This window comes from Enterococcus sp. 4G2_DIV0659, assembly GCF_002140715.2.
Lineage (GTDB): Bacteria > Bacillota > Bacilli > Lactobacillales > Enterococcaceae > Enterococcus_L > Enterococcus_L mansonii.
On record NZ_NGLE02000001.1, the window covers coordinates 2,475,245 to 2,496,938 of the forward strand.

Annotated in this window: 18 protein-coding genes and 3 riboswitches; of the genes, 15 read left to right on the forward strand and 3 right to left on the reverse strand. The window is 37.0% G+C overall.

Annotated features, from left to right (window positions below):
* Positions 1-131 precede the first annotated feature (131 nt).
* Complete coding sequence (locus A5880_RS11505; protein WP_086329180.1) at positions 132-1,373, forward strand: hypothetical protein; 1,242 nt, start codon at positions 132-134, stop codon at positions 1,371-1,373.
* Between the two features lie 175 nt (positions 1,374-1,548).
* On the opposite strand, the gene A5880_RS11510 is transcribed toward A5880_RS11505, so the two are convergent.
* Both A5880_RS11510 and A5880_RS11515 read right to left on the reverse strand, forming a co-directional pair.
* Entirely contained in the window at positions 1,549-2,139 is a 591-nt protein-coding gene (locus tag A5880_RS11510; protein WP_086329181.1) for a hypothetical protein, read from the reverse strand.
* Positions 2,140-2,233: 94 nt separating this feature from the next.
* Positions 2,234-4,408, reverse strand: a complete 2,175-nt coding sequence (locus tag A5880_RS11515) for a HelD family protein (RefSeq protein WP_086329182.1) — start codon at positions 4,406-4,408, stop codon at positions 2,234-2,236.
* 152 nt (positions 4,409-4,560) lie between these two features.
* Between A5880_RS11515 and A5880_RS11520 the strand changes: the two genes are divergently transcribed.
* The 13 genes from A5880_RS11520 (at position 4,561) to A5880_RS11580 (ending at position 19,273) form a co-directional block, all read left to right on the forward strand.
* A complete protein-coding gene (locus tag A5880_RS11520) occupies positions 4,561-5,331 on the forward strand; it encodes a TatD family hydrolase (RefSeq protein WP_086329183.1) in 771 nt (256 codons plus the stop codon).
* Positions 5,328-5,924: a ribonuclease M5 gene (gene rnmV / locus A5880_RS11525; protein ID WP_179190331.1), complete on the forward strand. Its 597-nt coding sequence runs from the start codon at positions 5,328-5,330 to the stop codon at positions 5,922-5,924. Before A5880_RS11520 ends, rnmV begins: the two co-directional genes overlap by 4 nt.
* Positions 5,921-6,808, forward strand: a complete 888-nt coding sequence (gene rsmA / locus A5880_RS11530; RefSeq protein WP_086329184.1) for a 16S rRNA (adenine(1518)-N(6)/adenine(1519)-N(6))-dimethyltransferase RsmA — start codon at positions 5,921-5,923, stop codon at positions 6,806-6,808. The genes rnmV and rsmA overlap by 4 nt, the downstream gene beginning before the upstream one ends.
* 289 nt (positions 6,809-7,097) lie before the next feature.
* Positions 7,098-8,297: an MFS transporter gene (locus A5880_RS11535; RefSeq protein WP_086329185.1), complete on the forward strand. Its 1,200-nt coding sequence runs from the start codon at positions 7,098-7,100 to the stop codon at positions 8,295-8,297.
* Between the two features lie 9 nt (positions 8,298-8,306).
* The gene (locus A5880_RS11540) at positions 8,307-9,329 is read left to right on the forward strand and encodes a linear amide C-N hydrolase (protein WP_256924764.1); all 1,023 of its coding nucleotides are present in this window, start codon (positions 8,307-8,309) and stop codon (positions 9,327-9,329) included.
* Positions 9,330-9,401: 72 nt separating this feature from the next.
* Positions 9,402-9,507, forward strand: a riboswitch (glycine riboswitch).
* Between the two features lie 3 nt (positions 9,508-9,510).
* Positions 9,511-9,581, forward strand: a riboswitch (glycine riboswitch).
* A gap of 169 nt (positions 9,582-9,750) precedes the next feature.
* A complete protein-coding gene (gene gcvT / locus A5880_RS11545) occupies positions 9,751-10,836 on the forward strand; it encodes a glycine cleavage system aminomethyltransferase GcvT (RefSeq protein WP_086329187.1) in 1,086 nt (361 codons plus the stop codon).
* A 22-nt stretch (positions 10,837-10,858) separates the two neighbouring features.
* Positions 10,859-11,242 carry a glycine cleavage system protein GcvH gene (gcvH, locus tag A5880_RS11550; RefSeq protein ID WP_086329188.1) on the forward strand — a complete coding sequence of 128 codons (384 nt, stop codon included), beginning with the start codon at positions 10,859-10,861 and terminating at the stop codon, positions 11,240-11,242.
* Between the two features lie 3 nt (positions 11,243-11,245).
* Positions 11,246-12,559, forward strand: a complete 1,314-nt coding sequence (gene gcvPA / locus A5880_RS11555; protein WP_086329189.1) for an aminomethyl-transferring glycine dehydrogenase subunit GcvPA — start codon at positions 11,246-11,248, stop codon at positions 12,557-12,559.
* Positions 12,559-13,998 carry an aminomethyl-transferring glycine dehydrogenase subunit GcvPB gene (gene gcvPB / locus A5880_RS11560; protein WP_086329190.1) on the forward strand — a complete coding sequence of 480 codons (1,440 nt, stop codon included), beginning with the start codon at positions 12,559-12,561 and terminating at the stop codon, positions 13,996-13,998. The genes gcvPA and gcvPB overlap by 1 nt, the downstream gene beginning before the upstream one ends.
* Before the next feature lie 15 nt (positions 13,999-14,013).
* Positions 14,014-15,396, forward strand: coding sequence for a dihydrolipoyl dehydrogenase (gene lpdA / locus A5880_RS11565; RefSeq protein WP_086329191.1), 1,383 nt, complete (start codon positions 14,014-14,016; stop codon positions 15,394-15,396).
* A gap of 189 nt (positions 15,397-15,585) precedes the next feature.
* Positions 15,586-16,773, forward strand: a complete 1,188-nt coding sequence (locus A5880_RS11570) for a M20 metallopeptidase family protein (protein ID WP_086329192.1) — start codon at positions 15,586-15,588, stop codon at positions 16,771-16,773.
* A 29-nt stretch (positions 16,774-16,802) separates the two neighbouring features.
* Positions 16,803-18,467 carry a formate--tetrahydrofolate ligase gene (locus A5880_RS11575; protein WP_086329193.1) on the forward strand — a complete coding sequence of 555 codons (1,665 nt, stop codon included), beginning with the start codon at positions 16,803-16,805 and terminating at the stop codon, positions 18,465-18,467.
* Between the two features lie 179 nt (positions 18,468-18,646).
* Entirely contained in the window at positions 18,647-19,273 is a 627-nt protein-coding gene (locus A5880_RS11580; RefSeq protein ID WP_086329194.1) for a hypothetical protein, read from the forward strand.
* 145 nt (positions 19,274-19,418) lie between these two features.
* On the opposite strand, the gene A5880_RS11585 is transcribed toward A5880_RS11580, so the two are convergent.
* Positions 19,419-20,528, reverse strand: coding sequence for an ABC transporter ATP-binding protein (locus A5880_RS11585; protein WP_086329195.1), 1,110 nt, complete (start codon positions 20,526-20,528; stop codon positions 19,419-19,421).
* A gap of 187 nt (positions 20,529-20,715) precedes the next feature.
* On the opposite strand from A5880_RS11585, the gene mgsA reads away from it, so the two are divergent.
* Positions 20,716-21,138 (forward strand): methylglyoxal synthase, encoded by a 423-nt coding sequence (gene mgsA, locus A5880_RS11590; RefSeq protein WP_086329196.1) that lies wholly within the window; start codon positions 20,716-20,718, stop codon positions 21,136-21,138.
* 63 nt (positions 21,139-21,201) lie between these two features.
* A riboswitch (THF riboswitch) is annotated at positions 21,202-21,305 on the forward strand.
* The last annotated feature ends 389 nt before the right edge of the window (positions 21,306-21,694 follow it).

Here is a 21,694-nt window from a genome sequence, read left to right on the forward strand (position 1 = left end):
TTTTTTATATGAATTCTGTATAAAAATCTAAAAAAAATAAAGTTTACTGGAAAAAGCTATTAAAAAATATAGTTTTATTGTATGATAAAAGCTTAGAAACACAATAAAAGGGTATTAAGGAGAATGTTAGGATGAAAATGAAAAAGTATGTTTTAGCTGTATTTACTGGAATCGCTATATTTTTATTGGCGGCGTGTGGATCAGACCCAAGAAAAGAATTTGCTAAAGAAATGATGAATGCCAATGGTGAGCAATATAATGCGGCAAGCTTTAAAATGAAGATCGATGATCTAACTTACGATGGAGATCAAGGCGGCGCCTATGTAAAAATGTTTGCCAGTCAATTAAAAGATGTGACTATTGATGGAAAATACGCTTATGATGAGAAAGCTGAAGCCTTAGAGTTGGAAGTTACTGCAAATGTACTTGGTGAAAAATTACCTATCCAATTGGTGAGTAAAAAAGATAAGATGTATATGTCTACTAGCTTTGTTTCAGGTGCGCTTGATTTAGCTAATTCATTTGGCTATCCAATTGAATTAAGTAAAAGTGAACTGAACAAACTTAAAGGTAAATATATTGATATTGCTGAAGCAGGAGATACTCTTTCTTCAGGGAAATTAGATCAAAAAAATCCATTAAAAGATAAAGAATTAACGAATGTGAAAGATTCTAAAATGGGTAAAGAACTGATCAAGCTAATTGAAAGCTTTGATAAAAAATCATTTAAAAAAGACAAAGATGTGCTAACACATACCTTTACAAAAACAGAAATCATTCAAATGTTAGAAAAAATGGATGAAGTTGCCAAAGAAGACAAAGATTACAAAAAATCAGGCAATGCAAAAGAGATAAAAGATGCAATTAAAACATTCAAAAAAGATATCGAAAAAATGGATCTAAAAGTGAGCATCAACCAAAAAACAAAAGCAGTCGATACAAAACTTTCTATGTCAGCAAACAACAAATCAGATGATTCAACGGTTGGAATGGTTATGACAATCTCTGTTACACCGCAAAAGAATAAAAAAGAAATCAACGTACCAAGCAAAAAAGAAATCATCAGTGAAGATGAACTAAATAAAATCTTTTCAAGTATGGCTCCTGCAGAAACAGATGAAACAACCTCAGATGAGTTTAACACAGCGGATGACTATGCGAACTTTGACGATTTAAAAGATAATCCAGAACTTCAAAAAGTAATTGACGAGCAGTTAAACGAAATGATTAAACAAATCGAAGAAAATCCAGAAATGGTCACAGAAGAATCTGTAAAGGAATTCCGTGAAAAGGTAAAAGATATCTTTACTGACGAACAAATGAAAAAATTAAATGAAGCATTAGACAAAGCACTAAAAGGTGAGACTGTCTAACTTAGAACGAATAGCATAGAAAATGGATAACGTAAAAACGAGCCTGGGACATAACTAAAAAGTTATGTTTCAGGCTCTTAGTATCCGAATAAAGGGTAGAGCAGAAGCAAATTCCTTCTTATATCTCGGAGTTAAATCCTTCTTTCACAACCTCGTTTTTTATCGAATCTGTTGATTAAAATCTTAATTTTTTATTTGGTTTAAATCTGCGGAAACGAGTAGGTAAAAGTATAATCAATAGTGAATAGGGTACACTAATAATCGACCAAGCCAAACTACGACTTAAACTATTGTTTTGATAGAGCCAATGAAGTAAAAAATGTAACCCAATAATGCTAAGGGAAACAAAAATAAAAACAGCATAAGCAGGCTCGTTTTTCATAACAGCTCTGAGGATGCCACCCACTAACGGCACGAGATAAAAATAAGCGCTGGTTAATGAAATTCGCCAACTTTTTGCCACGGTGCCAAGATTGATTAAGAAAAATATAATAGACAATACAATGCCAATCGGTGGGAAAAAGGCGATGAGAGCCGAGTAAACGGCTCCCCACAAAAGCATCAATGGTCCTTTTACGATTGCCGCAATAAAGACAAAAATCCCAATCAGAAGAAATTGCTGTGCCATAGTTCCATAAGCTAATAAGCCAAAAAGAACCAGTAATACCCAGTGCCATATCGTATTGACTTGGGGTTTTCGCTGAATCGTTACGTTTTTTTTGATCGCTGATTTTAGAAAGTCAGATTCCTCAAAGAAATTTTTCAAAAGCACTCACTCCTATCGAATTGAACATCAGACTGGAGTTAAGTGTACTTCGGAATTGTAGAAAAAACATCGGTCTAAAGTCGGTTTTTATAAATTATGAGGATGCAAACAATTTAGAAAGTGTCTGTACATAAGGTAAAAAGACTTGTTTCATTCCACGAGAAATCGCTGTATAGAGAATTTTTTTCTCTCGCTCAGTTGTTCCATAATGCAAGGTTGAAGGGTCATGAATGATTACATTATCGAATTCCAGTCCTTTAGCCATATCGATTGAAAGAATTTGAGTATCAATCGCGCTATTTTTTTGCAGAAGTTGCTGTTTCAATAATTCTGCTTCTGAAGCTGTTTTTGTAATCACCACGGTATCTTCTGCTTTTGTCAATGAATTTAAAAGTGAGGTTAGTGTCTCAAGATAATCGGATTCATCTTCACATTTAATAAACGCCGGTTTCTCACCATCTTTTCGGATGGGTACAATTTTAAGCTTTTCATGATTTGTTACTAAGGTCTGAAAGAGCTGAGTGATCTCTTTACTTGATCGGTAGCTATTCAATAATTGGTAGGACGTAACTGAACGGCTAGAAGCAGATAATAACTCTTTTAATTCCATAAAACTGATCGACGTATTAAAAATCGCCTGATTTTCATCTCCAGCCAAAGTAAAGTTCGCTTTTGGGAATAATTTAAGTAGTAAAAGAATTTGGGCTTCGGTATAATCTTGAACCTCATCAACCAAAATAAACGCCATGTGTCGGTTCGATAAATCTTCAATAAACGTATCTTTGATTAGTAATAATGCCACCACTTCATCAGCAGTATAGTTTGATGTTGTTTTTTCATATGTATCTTGTTGATAATTTTGATACAAAACTTCAAAAAGTAGCCACTGATCAAACCAAGCAAAATCAGCGATCTTATCTATGACTATGCGGTATTTTTGTTTTAGCCGTTGAAGGGCAAACTTCGCTAATTGTTCCTCGTCTTCTGCATCAAAAGTTGTGTCAAAGTAGCGTAATTGTTCCGCTTCTGTCAAATCTTGTATCTGATCAATCATTTGCTTTGATGTTGATTGTTTGATCAAATAACGATTCCACAAACTTAATAGTTTTTCTTTTGTTGCCGAAAGTCGGTCTCGGATCGATAAAGTAGTCGGTGTTTCTTGATACAACCCAAAAATCAGTTTAGCCGAAAAGATCGGTTTACGTTTGAATAAAATGGGTTTGAATAATGCTTGCTGAATCAAAGATGTATCTTTGAAAGACTGAATGAAATCAACAAATTTTTGTGATTGAATCACTCTTTGTTGAGCATTGACTTGTTCGGCGGTGATTCGTTTGAAATAAGCTGTTTCACTTTCAATCGGCGCTTTTTCGCGAAAGGTAAATTTAAGGAACTGTAATAAAGTTAAATTCAATGGATTCCGCTCACCTAAATTTGGCAAGACTTGAGAAATATAATCAATAAATGTTGAATTTGGAGAAAGAAGTAAGATATCATCAGCTGTGATTTTGGTCCGATGGTTATAAAGTAAATAAGCAATTCGTTGCATGATCGCCGAAGTTTTCCCGCTTCCTGCAATCCCATTGACCAAAAGCAATGGATGGCTTTCATCCCGGATGATCTCATTTTGTTCTTGTTGGATCGTTGTGGTGATATCTTTCATATATTGAGAGGAGTCGGCCTCCAAAGAATGCAGTAAAATATCATCTTGAATAGCAAGACTAGTATCGAAAAAATTAATCAAGCGATCTTCTTCAATGATCAATTGCCTTTTTAAGTTCAAGGTCACTGGGATTTCTGCTTTATTGACATGGTAACGACTATTACCTAAAACATTATTATAAAAAAGAGAAGCAATCGGTGAACGCCAATCATAGATGCGTGATTCACCCTCTAAGTTTGTGAAGTCATTCATCCCAATATAAAAAACATCTCGATCAGAATCTTCATCTAAAAATGTGACATCGATTTTTCCGAAATAAGCTACATTCAGCAGTCGTTCGACTTTTTCTAATTGTTTTTCAGCAGTCCCATGTTGGATGTTTAGCTGATCGATTTCCCGATTTTTCATTTCCATCATGGCAAATGTTTCTAAGTTATCTGAGTAACTATCAAAATTTAGTTTTGTATCGCCGCCAAATTGCTCCAGTACTGATTTTCCTGTAGCGTTGACTTCATCAATAGCGGTTTGATAAGTGTCTCTTGCTTGACTTAGTTCTTCATAAATCTGGTGTAGATGACGGGTTTCTTGTGTGCGGTCATTTGACATAGTGGTTCCTCCTGACATGAATTGCCGTGACCGAATAGTATAAGCTATTTTTTTTAATAATGCAATTATAAGAAGCTGATAATTTATCGATGCTGTCCATTCAGCTTTTGGTTAAAATGTGATAAAGTATAGAAGACAAAGGAGGGGTTTATTTGATTTTTGATTCTCATACCCATTTAAATGCAGAACAATTTAATGAAGATATTCCAGAAACAATTAAACGTGCAAAAGAGTTAGGTGTAACGGAGATGGCAGTGGTTGGTTTTGATACACCAACGATCGAAAAGTCTCTAGAACTTAGCCAACAATATAAAGAAATCCAAAGTATTATCGGCTGGCATCCGACAGAAGCTGGAAGTTATACGTCTGAGATCGAGAAAAAACTTCAGCAGCTATTAACTACGCCAAAAGTAGTAGCACTTGGCGAAATCGGTTTAGACTATTATTGGATGGAAGATCCAAAAGAAGTTCAAGACCGTGTATTTAGACGTCAAATTGCTATCGCCAAAGAGATGAATCTACCAATCAGCATTCATACAAGAGAAGCGATGGAAGATACGTATAAGATTTTAAAAGAAGAAGATATTCGAGATATCGGCGGGATTATGCATAGTTTTAGCGGTGATCCTGAGTGGATGAAAAGATTCTTAGATATGGGGATGCATATTTCATTAAGCGGCGTTGTGACATTTAAAAAAGCGTTGGATGTGCAAGAAGTGGCGAAATCTGTTCCCTTAGATCGTTTACTAGTTGAAACGGATGCACCATATTTAGCTCCCGTTCCTTATCGTGGAAAACGTAATGAGCCTGGCTATACTCGTTATGTGGTTGAAAAAATTGCTGAATTACGAGAAACTTCTTTTGAAGAAATCGCCAACCAAACGACAGATAATGCCCATCGTCTATTCAGGTTAGCTCAATGACAGAGAAGCTGAGAATTGAAGAAATTATTGTCGTTGAAGGAAAAGATGACACAAGACGGATTCAAGAAGTGGTTGACGCAGATACTATTGAAACAATTGGTTCAGCGATTAATGACGATATTTTAGCGCAAATCGAACATGGGCAAGAAACGCGCGGTGTGATTATTTTTACGGATCCAGATTATTCAGGTGAAAAAATCCGTAAAACAATCATGGATGTCGTGCCAGATGCGAAACATGCTTTTCTATCAAGGGGATTAGCTGCACCAAAAAAAAGAGGCAGTAGTTTAGGTGTGGAACATGCAAGTGATGAAGCGATTTTAGAAGCGTTGAAAAAAATTGTTACCCCAGTCCATATTGCAGATGATTACCAAGAAATCCCTAGACAAACCTTGATCGAATATGGTTTAATAGCGGGAGCTCATGCCAAAGAACGTCGTGAAAAATTAGGTGATGAACTACGCATTGGCTATACTAATAGTAAACAACTAACCAAACGCTTGAAAATGTTTCGGATTACAGAAAAAGAACTTACAGAAGTGATGACAAGTTTAAATATATTGCCTAATGAAAAATCGGAGGAATCAATTTGACAGAGTATAAAGAAATCGCCACTCCTTCAAGAACGAAAGAGATTTTGAAGAAACATGGCTTTTCATTTAAAAAAAGCTTAGGACAAAACTTTTTAACAGAACCGAATATTTTGCGTAAAATCGTGGAAACAGCAGGAATTGATTCCCACACTAATGTAGTGGAAGTCGGCCCTGGGATTGGTGCACTCACAGAACAACTGGCTCAAAACGCAGCACAAGTGTTGGCATTTGAAATTGATGATCGGTTGATTCCAGTATTAGAAGACACAATGAGTCCCTATAAAAATGTCACTGTGGTTCATAACGATGTATTAAAAGCGGATTTAGTTGGAACGACAAAAGAAGTATTTGAACAGGAATTACCGATTAAAGTGGTAGCTAATTTACCATATTACATCACAACACCGATTATGATGCATTTTCTAGAATCTGATTTAGAGGTTCAGGAAATGATTGTGATGATGCAAAAAGAAGTGGCGGATCGAATCTCAGCAAAACCATCTACTAAAGCTTATGGCTCACTGTCGATTGCCGTTCAGTATTTTATGGAAGCAAGTATTGCGTTTATTGTTCCAAAAACAGTATTTATTCCTCAACCTAACGTTGATTCAGCAATCATTAAGTTGACGAAACGAGACAAACCGGCTGTTGAAGTAACCGATGAAAAAGAATTTTTCAAATTAACAAAAGCTTCATTCCAGCTGCGCCGTAAAACATTGTGGAATAACTTGCTTCATTCTTACGGAAAAGATGAAGAAACAAAAGCTTGGTTAACAAACAGTTTAGCAGAAGCTGAAATTGATCCTTCACGCCGTGGGGAAACATTATCTTTAGAAGAATTTGGTCGTTTGAGTAATATCTTAGAAAAAAATCGAAAGAAATAATCAGGATTTATATCTTTGTTGTTAGTAGAGTGTAGCTATGACATTTCTCTTCGGGGTACGAGGAATTGGAAGAAGCAGTGTGGTAGAAACTCTATAGAAACATGCGAATAATCACACAAAAAATGAAAAATATTTTTGTGATTGTTCGCTTATTTTTTAGTTGAATTAAGAAAAAGTTAAAGTAGTTTCTACTTTATGTAAAATAATTGAGTTGTCTTATTGACTTTTTTAAAATATTAGGGATAATTAAAGATAGAAAGCGCTTTCTTTTTATAGTAGGAGTGATGACATGAAAAAAGAGAAATCAACGAATATTTTTTGGATGCTTGCTGCTATTTTTTTAGGATACACATGTATTTATGTGGATAAAACGACAATTGGCATGTCCCTAGTTACTATTGCAACCGACATGGGGTTTGATCCTCAACAAAAAGGGTTGGTGTTAAGTGCATTTTTCTTAGGATATACGATTTTTCAAATTCCTTTTGGGTATTTATCCAATAAAATCGGAACGAGAAAAATGATGATTGGTTCTGTTTTTTTAGTAGGTATTTTTCTATTATTATTTGGTTTTGGTTTTTCATTTTTATACTTGCTTATGATTCGTTTTATGACAGGAGCTGTTGCACACTCTGGTTATCCATCTTCTGTTAGTACGTTCATTGCACAAGAGTTGCCAACGGAAAAACGAGGACCTGCGCAATCTACAATGATTGCATCAGCAGGATTTGCAGCTGTTGTTGGCCCGCTATTAATCGCTCCTTTATTGATCCAGATTGGTTGGCACAAAACTTATTATTTTCTCGGTATAGCTGTAATGATGGTTGCAGTTTTGATGTACTTTGTGATACCTAAAGAGTTTGGTGGCGTCAAAGAACATCTGAAAAACAAGCCTGTTATTTCTTTTAAAGAGGTCTTAAAGGATCGAAATGTCTGGATTTTAATTTTCGCTGCTTTTTTTATCAATGCTGCGATATACGGATTAAATGGCTGGATGGCAACTTATCTTGTAGATGCTCATGGTTTAGCACTAACACAAACAGCTTATGTTGCGGCAATCATCGGTTTTTTCACAATGGTTGCAGCGATGGCAGGTGGTTTGATCGTAAACAAATTTTTTATCGGTAAAGAAAAAATAGTGATTTTTCTTGCGACGATTGGCGGTGGATTTTTTGCCGTATTAATTTCAATTGTGAGTAGTTTTATTTTGAGTATGCTGTGTTTAACCTTGGCAGTGGTTTGTTCCAGTTTGACTTTTGCTACGTTAATGACCCTTCCAGTTAACTTATTTCCTTCAGATGAAGTTTCGGCGAAATATGCGACGATTAATGCAATCGGGGTTTCTGGTGGTTTTGTTGCTCCAACAATTATTGGGGCTTTGGTTCAGATGTCCCAAGGTGGATTCTTTACTTCTTTCTTATTTATTGCCAGTTCGTTTATTATTTCGGGCGCAATTACGTTAATGGTACAAAAAAAATCGAAATTATAGAGTAGAATTTTGAAAAAAATAATAGGGTGTGAGAAAATGTGTACAGGTATCACAGTTAAATCTAAAGCAGGAAAGTGTTACTGGGGACGGACGCAAGAATTCAATCTTTTACTAGATTATGATGGAGCTATCATCCCTAGAAATTATATGCTATCGCTCTCACTAGAAAATGTCCAGACGCGTTTTGCAGCTATGGGGGTATCCATTGCAGAGCATCCCTTACTCATAGATGGCATTAACGAAAATGGTTTGATGGGCGGGTCCTTTTATTTTGGAAACTATAATCGTTATATTGAAGCGGAAATGATTCGTTCAGCGGGAAAAATTCCGTTGGCAGGTGCGGAATTTGTGACATATGCGTTAACAAATTATGCATCTGTTCAAGAAATCAAAGAAAGGGCGAATCAAGACACAGCGATTGCGATTACTGATAATATGTTTTGCATCCCTCAACATTACGTATTTCAAGATGACACAGGATCAGTGGTTGTCGAGCCTTCTGTGGAAGGCGGCTATGAAATCTATGATAACCCCGTCGGTGTTTTTACGAATAGTCCTAAGTTTGATTGGCATTTAACTAATTTACAAAATTATGTTGGATTAAGTGATCAAATTGCGCCAGATGTTCAGATGGAAGAGCTACATGTTTTTTCAAATGGAAAAGGTTCGGGCTTAAGAGGGATTCCAGGCGACTTTACCCCACAATCAAGATTTATTAGAGCCGCCTATTTAAAACATTTTTCTGAATCTATCGAAGACGATCAAGCAATTGATCAGCTCTTTCATATTCTGAATAGTTTTGACATTCCTAAAGGTGTCGTTAAAGTAACTAACGAAAAGGATGTACAATATACCCAATACACTAGTGCTTATGATAATGAAGAAAAGAAGATGTATATTCACCTTTATACGAATCGAATGATTCAAACCTTATCATTGGAACAGGGCATGTTAGATTATTCAACGCCACAGTTTTTCAAATTGAACGATCAACAACACTATCATGTAATGCTTCAAAAATCAGAAGAATAACCTTTTTTTGAAAAGGTTTTCTGATGAGTATTCGTGTTTTTACTGCTTAAAATAATAAAATAGAATTGATGGAAGAAAATTGCGGGAGAGACTGAATAATAGCACCGAAGGAATAAATAGTAGTATGAAGCAACTCATTTACTATGAAGATCTCAGGTAAAAGGACCGCACTTGGACATCACTCTGGAAAGCGAAAGCACCGAAGGAGCAACTCTTCACTAAGAAGAGGAATCTCTCAGGTTTTGTACAGAGGAATAGGCACTTTTTTAGAGTGCCTATTCCTCTGTTTTTATATACTTGCTTTAATTGTTCAGCAACGCGTGCTACGAAAAAAGGAACAACACGCAGCCGCAGCGCTTTTTAAACATAGGAGGTGTCATTAAAAAAGGTAGTAAAAATAAATAAGTGAAGGAGTATGAAAATGGACTTAAAAACACCCTTATATGATGCACATCTGAAAGCCGAGGGACGAATGGTTTCTTTTGCTGGCTACAGCTTGCCAGTTCAATATAAAGAAACAGGCGTAATCAAAGAACATTTAGCGGTTCGCAATCAAGTTGGCTTATTTGATGTTTCCCACATGGGAGAAGTTGTTTATGAAGGAAAAGATGCTTTAGCGAATTTACAACAATTATTGACGAATGATTTCAGCAACTTAGAAACAGGGCGTGTGCGATATACATTGATGTGTAATGAACATGGCGGTGTGATTGACGACTTACTTGTTTATAAATGCAATGATGAAAAATACTTGTTGGTTATCAATGCTGCAAACAGAGCTAAAGATATCGCTTGGATGACACAGCATTTATTCGGAGAAGTTGAATTTTCTGATCAATCCGACAACTTTGTTCAAATTGCTTTACAAGGACCGAAGTCAAAAGAAATTATTGAAAAACTGACTTCAGAAGAAGATATTCCTAAAAAATATTATAGTTTTACAGAACATGCTGTTGTTGGCGGTGTAGAGTGTATCTTATCAAGAACAGGTTATACAGGTGAGTTTGGGTACGAATTATACTGTCAAACAGCAGATGGAATTACTTTGTGGAATACTCTTTTAGAAGCAGGAAAAGAATATGGCATTATCCCCTGTGGTTTAGGGGCTAGAGATACATTGCGATTAGAAGCAGGTATGCCTTTATATGGTCATGAAATGAACGAAGAAATCACCCCTTTTGAAACGGATTTGAGTTTTGCTGTAAAAATGAATAAACCTGATTTTATTGGTAAAAAAGCTCTAGAAGCAAAAGGTGAACCGGCGATTACTCGAATCGGCTTACAATTAACCGAACGTGGAATTGTTCGTGAAGGAGCAGATATTTATTTTAATGGGAAAAAAATTGGTCAAACAACTTCTGGCACAATGTGTCCGTTTATCAATAAAGCCTGTGCAATGGCATTAGTAGAAGCAGGGATTGTAGAAGTTGATTCGCCTCTTGAAGTGGAAGTTAGAGGCAAAAAAATTGCAGCAGTTGTGACAACACTACCATTTATCAAAAAATAGTTGGAAGAAGGAGCGGTTTACGATGGCAAAACAAGATGAATTGAAATTTTCTAAATCTCATGAGTGGGTATTTTTTGACGGAGATAAAGTAAAAATAGGTCTTTCTGATTATGCGCAAGAACAGTTAGGAGATATTGTTTTTATTGATTTACCAGATGAAGGTGATGAAGTGACAAAAGGAGAATCTTTTGCCGATATCGAATCAGTTAAAGCGGTCTCAGAAGTTTATTCCCCAATGAGTGCAACGGTTGTCGCAATCAATGAAGAACTGATGGACAGCCCAGAGTTAATCAACTCAGCGCCATTGGATACTTGGATCATTGAAGTGGAAGGAGTAGAAGAAATCGAAGACTTGCTGACTGCAGAAGAATATAAAACCTTCTGTGAAGAATCTGAGGAGGAATAATTAATGGGAAATTATCTTGGCTCAACACAAAAACAACAGCAAGACATGTTACAAGCGATTGGTTTAAAAGATATGAGTGAACTTTATCAAGATATTCCAAAAGAAATGTTGGTGAAAAATCTTGATATTCCAGCTGGAAAGTCAGAATTTGAAGTACGACAGATTTTAGAAACAATGGGTAGAAAAAATAAAGTATTTTCGGCGATATTTCGAGGAGCGGGTGCTTATAATCACTATATTCCTGCAATCGTAAAACAAATAGCGGCAAAGGAGGAATTCGTTACCTCCTATACCCCTTACCAGCCAGAAATCAGCCAAGGCTTGTTACAATCTATTTTTGAATATCAGACAATGATCTGTGAAATAACAGGGATGGATGCAACGAATGCATCCGTTTATGATGGTGCAACAGCCGCAGCAGAAGCAATCAATATGTGTCTAGAGAAAAAGCGTTTAAAAGTGTTGATTTCGGAAACAACGAATCCGATGACTATTCAGACGGCACTGACGTATTTCAGTTCAAGAGAAATCGATGTGGTGATGATTCCAGAAAAAAATGGTTTAACGGATCTCTCTGTTTTAAAAGAACAATTGGACGAAACCACAGCTTGTTTTGTGGTTCAACAACCGAATTATTATGGCGGTATTGAGCAAGTGGAAGAAATGGCAGACATCGTTCATGATAAAAAAGCCAAATTTATTATGAGTGTAAATCCTGTAGCAAGCACAGTATTGAAAACAGCCGGTGAAGTTAACGCAGATATAGCGGTAGGAGATTCACAACCATTTGGCTTATCTTTGGCTTTTGGTGGTCCTTATATTGGATTTATCGCAACAAAGGAAAAAATGATGCGAAAACTACCAGGTCGAATTGCTGGTGAAACAGTTGATGAAGCCAATAATCGTGCCTTTGTTTTAACCTTACAAGCTAGAGAACAACATATTCGTAGAGAAAAAGCAGCCTCCAATATTTGTTCTAATCAAGCGCTGTGTGCGTTAACCAATGCAGTATATATGAGTACAATGGGAGCACAAGGAATTCAGGAAGTAGCTGAACACTGTTACAGTAAAGCCCATTATTTAGCTGCTCAATTAACTCAAATTAAAGGGGTAGAGTTAGGAAATGATGCACCATTTTTCCACGAATTTTTGACAACGCTGCCTGTATCGAACGAAAAAGTATTGGCTGTATTAGAAGAACAGGATATTTTAGGCGGGTATCCGACCAAGCAAGGCTTACTTTGGTGTGTAACTGAAATGAATACAAAAGAACAAATGGATGAAGTTGTTGCACTGGTTAAGGAGGCGTGTAAATAATGAAATTAATTTTTGAACGCAGTGTAAAAGGGTATCATAATGACATGATTGCGCCTTGTGATGTTCCAGTTGTTCCTATGCCGCAAGAGATGAAACGACAAAAAGAACTGCATTTACCGTCACTTTCACAGCCGGAAATCAGTCGTCATTACACAGAATTAGCGAATGCAACATTTGGTATTAATGATGGCTTTTACCCACTTGGTTCATGTACGATGAAATATAATCCTAAAATCAATGACGAAATGGCTGCTTTTCCAGCGTTTGCGAATATCCATCCGTTACAGCCAGAACATACCGTTCAAGGTTCTTTAGAAGTGTTCACCATGGCAGAAAGTCTCTTAAAAGAAATTACTGGAATGGATGCCATTACCTTCCAACCAGCAGCTGGTGCTCACGGTGAATTCACCAGTTTATTGATGATCAAAGCGTATCATGAAAAAAATGGACAAGGACAACGAAATAAAATTATTGTACCAGATTCAGCACATGGAACAAATCCAGCAAGTGTAGCAATGACAGGCATGATTACTGTGAATATTCCTTCTGATGAACATGGCTGTGTTGATATTGACGCATTAAAAGAAGCTGTTGGAGATGATACAGCAGGATTAATGTTGACGAATCCTAATACTGCAGGAATTTTTGATAAAAATATTTTAGAAATTACTAAAATCATTCACGATGCTGGCGGTTTAAATTATTATGATGGTGCGAATCTAAATGCGATCATGGGCGTTGCTCGACCAGGAGATATGGGCTTTGATATTATCCATTTAAACTTGCATAAGACCTTTTCAACCCCTCATGGAGGCGGTGGACCAGGTTCTGGAGCTGTCGGCTGTAAATCATTATTAAAACCATTTTTACCAAATTATTATCCAGTGAAAAAAGAAGATCAAATCACCTTTACAAAACCAGAGTATTCGATTGGTATGGTAAAAGGATTTTATGGGCAATTTTCTGTATTTTTACGTGCCTTGACGTACATTTTATTTTTAGGATCAGAAGGGATTGCTTCGGCATCGAAAGGTGCTGTGCTGAATGCTAATTATATGCTGCACCAATTAAAGGATTTGTTTGAAGTGCCATATGGCGATGCGTGTATGCATGAATTTGTAATCAGCTTAGATCAGCTAAAAAAAGAAACCGGTGTTTCAGCACTTGATGTTGCTAAAGGAATTTTAGATCATCAAATGTATCCGCCGACGATGTATTTCCCATTAACTGTACCTGAAGCATTAATGGTAGAACCTCCTGAAACTGAATCAAAAGAACGTATAGATGAGGCAGTTGAAGTATATCGCAAACTTTACAAAGAAGCGCATGAAAATCCAGAAGCTTTCCATAACTATCCATTACATGCAAAAATCCATCGAGTAGATGAAGTAAGAGCCGCAAGACAGCCAATTGTTCGATACAGATTTGAAGAGGAGTAAGAACGGAGGGATTAGTTGAGGTATGATTTAATTGTAATAGGAGCAGGTCCAGGTGGGTATGTTGCCGCAATTAAAGCAGCGCAATTAGGAATGAGCGTAGCCCTTGTTGAAAAGGAACGAGTTGGCGGTACGTGCTTAAATCGAGGATGTATACCAACCAAATCGCTACTACAATCAGCCAGTACCGTTCGTGAGCTGAAAGACGCGGGAGAACACGGAATACATGTGAGTGATGTCAGAGTAAACATTGAAGAAATCTATGCAAAGAAAAATCAAGTAGTTGATAAGCTCGTTCAAGGAATCGAAGGACTTATGAAGGCAAATAAAATCGAGTTGCTTTCTGGGAATGCTAAAATTCTCAGTCCTCATTTAGTTTCTGTTGCAGAGACAAAATATGAAACGGAAAAAATTATCATTGCTACTGGGTCAAGACCTGCTATTCCACCAATTCCAGGAAGTGATTTACCTGGTGTTGTGACGAGTAATGAGCTTTTGACCCAGGCAAAAGAATATAAACAACTGATTATCATCGGCGGTGGTGTGATTGGTGTGGAATTTGCTACGATTTTTAATGAATTTGGGTGTGACGTCACAATCATTGAAACAGCAGATACATTACTTCCACAGTTTGATACTGAGATTTCAAAAAAAATGGCGATGCTCTTAAAAAAACAAGGAATTAAGATCCACACAAAATCAGTTGTCACCCGTATTACTAAAGAAGAACAACTGACTTGTACGTTTACCTATAAAGGAAAAGAGCAAACGGTTGTTGGAGAGACGATTTTGATTGCGACAGGCAGAAAAGCGTATTTTGACGATTTATTCACCGAAGAATTGGTCGTGAAAACAGAAAATCAGGCAATTTGGGTAGATGAACAGTTTGAAACATCAATCAAAGATATTTACGCTATTGGTGATGTTGCTAGCCGGGGCGGACAATTAGCTCATATAGCTTCTGCTCAAGGTGTGAATGCGGTGTTAGGAATGAATCAGCAAGAAGAAGTCTATAACTTAGAGGTGATTCCTTCTTGCGTTTATACAACACCGGAAATTGCTTGCGTCGGCATGACAGAAGAACAGGCAGAAAAAGAGGGAATTTCTATCAAAGTCGGTAAGTACAATATGGCTGGTAATGGAAAAACAATCATAGCAGGCACGTCATTAGGCTTTATTAAAGTGATAGCGCAAGCTGATAGTGAAAAAATCATTGGTGCTCAACTTATGTGTGATCGAGCAACAGATATGATTAGTGAATTTACCACAGCTATCGTTAATGAGCTGACAATGGAGCAAGTATCAGCGATCATCCACCCTCATCCAACATATAATGAAGGAATTGGCGAAGCCTATGAAAATTTGAGCGGTCACGGGATTCATACTATGCCGAAAAAATAGGTTAAAGCCTTATATTGAATAAATAGATTAATTCGGCTCTTTACGAATGGGTATTATTTTTGCTACTATGAATTTTATATACGTTAGCTGAGGTTGTTTCATTGGTAGACTACGATGTAAAGTTTTCAATTGATCGTTTTTACGAGGTATTCAGCAATTATCGAGCTAAACAGAAAAGGAGAAAACGATATGCTATCAGAAAAACAAAAACACTATGCACATTCATTAGAAGAAGAGCTGATTCAAATCAGAAGACATTTACATCAAAATCCTGAAATTGGTATGGACTTGCCAAAAACAGTTGCTTTTGTAAAGAATAAATTAAAAGAATATGGCTATGAACCAAAAGCATGCGGCGAATCTGGAATCACTGTATTAGCTGGTAAAAAAAGCGGAAAGACATTTTTATTGCGTGGAGACATGGATGCTCTACCAATCAAGGAATTAACGAACCTTTCATTTAAATCTGAAAATGGCTATATGCATGCATGTGGTCACGATATGCATACAACGATGCTTTTAGGTGCTGCGAAAATTTTAAAAGAATTTGAAGATGAACTAGAAGGGCAAGTAAAACTATTATTTCAACCAGGCGAAGAAATTTTATCTGGATCAAAAGTTTGTATCGAAAATCATGTATTAGAAAATCCAAAAGTCGATGCAGGAATGATGATTCATGTATTTCCTTTTAAAGGCTTTAAAGTCGGTCAAATCATGCCTACGCCAGCTGGTACTTTTATGGCTAGTGCGGATTGGTTTGAAATCAAAGTTAAAGGTCGTGGGGGACATGGTTCCCAACCAGAAACGTCAATCGACCCGATCAATGTTGCTGTTCATATTTATACAGCTTTACAAGAGCTTTCAGCTAGAGAAATTGGCTCTGAGGAACGTTTTGTACTAACGATTGGCGAATTTATAGGCGGTACGCCAGGCGCTTCAAACATTATTCCAGAAACGACTGTGATGAAAGGAACCTTGCGTACTTTGAAAGAAGAAGTTCGTGGACAGATTAAAGAACGAATGGTGGTTATAGCTGAAAATATTGCGAAAGCCTTTCGTGCAGAAGCAGAAGTGATTTTTACGAATGGGTGTACAACAAATATCAATGACCCTAAGGTAACGGATTTTGCAAAACACTCATTGACTGAAACATTTGGCGCAGATCGTATTGTGGATATCCCTGTCTCAACGCCGTTAATGGGGAGTGAAGATTTTGGTGAAATCAGTCAATTGATTCCCACAACCACGGTTCTTTTGGTCGCTTCAGAAGAGCTAATTAACCTACACAATCCTGCTATCGTCTTTGATGAATCTGTTTTAGTAGAAGGGGCAAAAATTTATTCAGATACCGCTCTGTCTTGGTTGAAAAAAAGCTAAAAAATACCCCAATAGAACGGAGGGAAACAATGGGTAAAACTGATATTGAAATAGCTCAAGAAGCTACAATGTTGCCAATTGCTAAAATAGCCGAAAAAATTGGTTTAGAGGAAGAACAATTTGAACTTTATGGAAAATACAAAGCAAAAATCGATGTTGAAAAAATCCAAGATCATAAAAATGGAAAAGTCATTTTAGTCACAGCGATTACGCCAACACCTGCAGGAGAGGGAAAAACAACTACGGTTGTAGGATTAGGCGATGCCTTAAATCGAGTGGGTAAAAATGCCATCGTCGCGCTAAGAGAACCATCTCTAGGTCCCGTTTTTGGAATTAAAGGCGGAGCTGCTGGTGGTGGATATGCACAAGTAGTACCAATGGAAGATATCAACTTGCATTTTACAGGAGATTTTCATGCAATTGGTGCTGCAAATAACTTATTGGCAGCGGCGATAGATAATCACATATTCCAAGGAAATGAGCTAGGAATTGACAATCGTCGTATCACTTGGAAGAGAGCAGTTGATATGAATGATCGTCAATTAAGGCATATCATTGATGGGTTAGGTGCTCGAGTGAACGGAGTGCCAAGAGAAGACGGCTTTGAAATTACAGTGGCATCAGAAATCATGGCTGTGTTGTGTTTATCAAATGATATAGAAGACCTAAAGGAAAATTTAGCGAATATTATTATTGGTTTTACTTTCGATAATGAGCCGATTACGGTTAGACAGCTAAATGTTCAAGGAGCAATGACGGCATTATTGAAAGAGGCAATTAAGCCAAATTTAGTTCAAACATTAGAAAACAACCCTGCGTTGATTCATGGCGGTCCTTTTGCGAATATCGCTCATGGATGCAATAGCGTGATTGCAACAAATACAGCTAGAAAATTGGCGGATTATGTAGTAACAGAAGGTGGTTTTGGTGCAGATTTAGGTGCTGAAAAATTTATTGATATCAAATGTCGAAAATCAGGCATTCGTCCTTCTGCTGTAGTAGTTGTTGCAACAGTTAGAGCTTTAAAAATGCACGGCGGTGTAGCTAAAGATCAACTTTCCAAAGAAAATATTGATGCTTTAACAAAAGGATTACCCAATTTATTAAAACACATTGAAAATACAACGACTGTTTTTGGCTTGCCAACGGTTGTCGCTATCAATAAATTTCCTACAGATACAGAGGCAGAACTTGCTCTTGTTGAATCAGAATGTCAAAAACGCAATGTTAATGTCGTGTTGTCTGATGTTTGGGAACATGGTGGTGCAGGTGGGGAAGAACTTGCCAAAGAAGTGATTCGCTTATCTGAACAAGAAAATCATTTCTCGTTCACGTATCCAGATGATCTATCAATTAAAGAGAAGATTCACGCAATTGTCGAAAAAATTTATGGTGGAAATGGTGTTCGCTATGAGCCACTTGCAGAAAGAGAAATTACAAAACTTGAAAAACTAGGTTTTGGCCATTTACCGATTTGTATGGCAAAAACACAATATTCATTTTCTGATGATCAGACAAAACTAGGGCGACCAACTGATTTCACGATTACAGTCAGCAATATCAAAGTCTCTGCTGGAGCAGGATTTATTGTTGTATATACTGGAGCTGTGATGACCATGCCGGGATTGCCGAAAAAACCAGCTTACGAACAAATTGATGTTGATAAAGATGGAAGAATCATCGGTTTGTTTTAATAAGCAATTGAAAAATAATCAAATACTCTATAAAAGAACTCTTAAGCAAGGTGCTATAAAGAGTTCTTTTTCTAGTGGTCTAGAAAAAAGATAACAAGAGTCCGATGTGTCTTGACACATTGTTTGTTTTCTCGTAAAATGAACAAGTCATAATATGTCAAGACACATTGGAGGAAAACATGAAGAAACGTTCAGTTAGACAGTTAACAATAGCGGCATTACTTGTAGCAATGGGGATTATTATCCCTATGGTCATGCCTAGAATTACGATTGGCCCAGCTTCTTTTACTTTAGCAAGCCACGTACCAGTATTTTTAGCGATGTTTTTTTCACCAGGCGTAGCACTAGCGGTTAGTTTAGGGACGGGGTTTGGGTTCTTTCTGTCAGCGACACCAATTATTGCGTTGCGAGCAATGTCTCATGTGATATTTGCAATGATAGGTGCCTTTTACCTGCAAAAGCATCCGACAATTGTTTTATCGAAGAATAAGTTTTTCCTTTTTAATGGGCGCTTTCAATTATTCAATTTAATTATCGGTATTATTCATTCTTTAGCAGAGTTAGCAGTAGTCAGCGTTTTTTATACGATGGGAAATCTACCGGAAACCTATTATACACAAGGATATATCTATTCGATCTTTTTATTGATGGGGATTGGCGGGTTGATTCACAGCTTGGTTGATTTTAACATTGCTTTCTTTGTGGCAAATGCTTTAAGCAGACAATTTGATATTCCAGTCTTTAGCCAAGCGAAAAAAGCGAAGCAAGAAAAAGTAACGATTCCGCTGCAAGAAATCAACACCTAACAAAGAATGAGAAGTGTTTTATGGTTTTTTTATAGGACTGGGATGTAACTCATAAGGTTACGTCTCAGTTATTTTTGTAAAGTTCAAAAAAGTGAATGAAACAAACGTAAAAATCTTCGTTGTTTCATTCACTAAGTACAGTTGTTTATGGTAATTTAATCACTTGTTCTGTTTCAGGATCAAAGAAATGAGCTTTATTGATATTAAATGCTAGATCAACCATTTCAGTCGGACGGTGGAAATCGCGTGCATCTACTTTAGAGATGAACTCTGTGTCGCCTAATTTTGTATACAGCATTGTTTCAGCACCAAGTAGTTCAGAAACGACAACTTCGGAACGAACAACAGCATCGGTCATTGTATCTAAGGCAACTTGCTCACTGTGAATATCTTCAGGTCTAATCCCAAAAATAATTGTTTTTCCTTCATAGCCTTTTTCCACAAGTAACTTGTTTTTTCCTTCTGGAATTCTTAGTTCTAATCCATGTCCATCGCGAATAACGCCATTGTTCAAGGTAACATTAAAGAAGTTCATCGCTGGTGAGCCAATAAAACCTGCCACAAAAACATTGTTTGGTGTATTGTAGACTTCTTTGGGTGAGCCGATTTGTTGGATAAATCCGTCTTTCATAATAACAATGCGATCGGCCATTGTCATAGCTTCTGTTTGATCGTGAGTGACATAGATCGTTGTTGTTTCTAGACGACGGTGTAATTTAGCAATTTCAGCACGCATGGCCACCCGTAATTTTGCATCTAAGTTGGATAAAGGTTCATCCATCAAAAATACTTTTGCATCACGAACGATTGCTCGACCTAATGCAACACGCTGACGTTGACCACCAGATAATGCGGCGGGTTTGCGTTTTAAGTATTCAGTTAACCCTAAGATTTCAGCAGCATTTTCCACCCGTTTTTTGATTTCAGCTTTGTCATATTTACGAAGTTTCAATCCGAAAGCCATATTATCAAAAACAGTCATATGAGGATACAATGCGTAGTTTTGGAAAACCATAGCAATGTCACGATCTTTTGGTGCAACATCATTCATCACTTTGTCACCAATAGAAAGCTCACCTTCAGTAATGTCTTCTAAACCAGCAATCATACGTAAAGTGGTTGATTTTCCACAGCCAGACGGTCCGACAAAAACAATAAATTCACGGTCTGCGATTTCCAAATTGAAATCTGTCACGGAATAATTTTCCGCATTATCATATTTTTTATAGACATGCTTTAACGCCATTTCTACCATGTTCGTCACTCTTTTCTTTTTTTATTGTATCTACAGTATAAATGAAAGCGCTGTACAACCTCAATGGAAGGTTGCACAAGAAAAAATCATTTTTTTCGGCAAAGTGACAGATGACCGAACGTTCCGTTAACTTTTCAATGACAGTCTTTGTTATAATGGTGAAAAGAAGTGAATGGAGAGATGCTGGATGAAAATTGCATTGATTGCACACGATCGAAAAAAAGAGCTGATGGTTAAATTAGCGATAGCCTATCAACCTATTTTAAATGAACATGAATTATTTGCTACTGGAACTACAGGATTGAAAGTGTCAGAAGCAACGGGATTGTCGGTTCATCGTTTTAAATCAGGACCTTTAGGTGGGGATCAACAAATTGGCGCAATGATATCAGAAGATAAGTTAGATATGGTGATTTTTTTACGAGACCCTCTTGCGGCTCAGCCTCATGAACCAGATGTGACCGCATTGATTCGTTTGTGTGATGTCTATGAGATTCCTTTGGCGACTAACATTGGGACTGCTGAAATATTGTTGAGAGGCCTGCAAGCTGGTTTTGCGGATTTTAGAAATGTTGTACATGAGTTAGAGGAAAAACCACTATCCTTTTAGTTGCTGTTTGTTGCAGTAGAAATGGGAATATGCTATATTGCACTTAGGCTTAGGCCTAAATAAATCAGAGTAGAAAATAAAGCGTCAAGTGCTGAAAGGATGGGATGTTGCCTTTCGGACGAAGTATGAAGTAAAAGAAACACGAACTAACTCTTCGGAAAAAAGATAACTCATTCTCGTGCCAAAAAGCGTCACAATAATGATTTCCTATTTTTCGGTCAGAGCTAATCAAGTTCGTTCCGCTTTTCTGTGATCCAGCTGCACGAACCAGCTCTTCGGAAAAAAGAAAAATCATTCTCGTGCCAAAAAGCGTCACAATAATGATGTCCTATTTTTCAGTCAGAGCTAATCAAGTTCGTTCCGCTTTTCTGTGATCCAGCTGCACGAACCAGCTCTTCGGAAAAAAGAAAAATCATTCTCGTGCCAAAAAGCGTCACAATAATGATGTCCTATTTTTCAGTCAGAGCTAATCAGTTCGTTCCGCTTTTCTAATCATACGCGGTTTTGTTTTCGCATTCGCTGCATATTTTGTGTAGCAGCTCTTAGAGGAGATGCT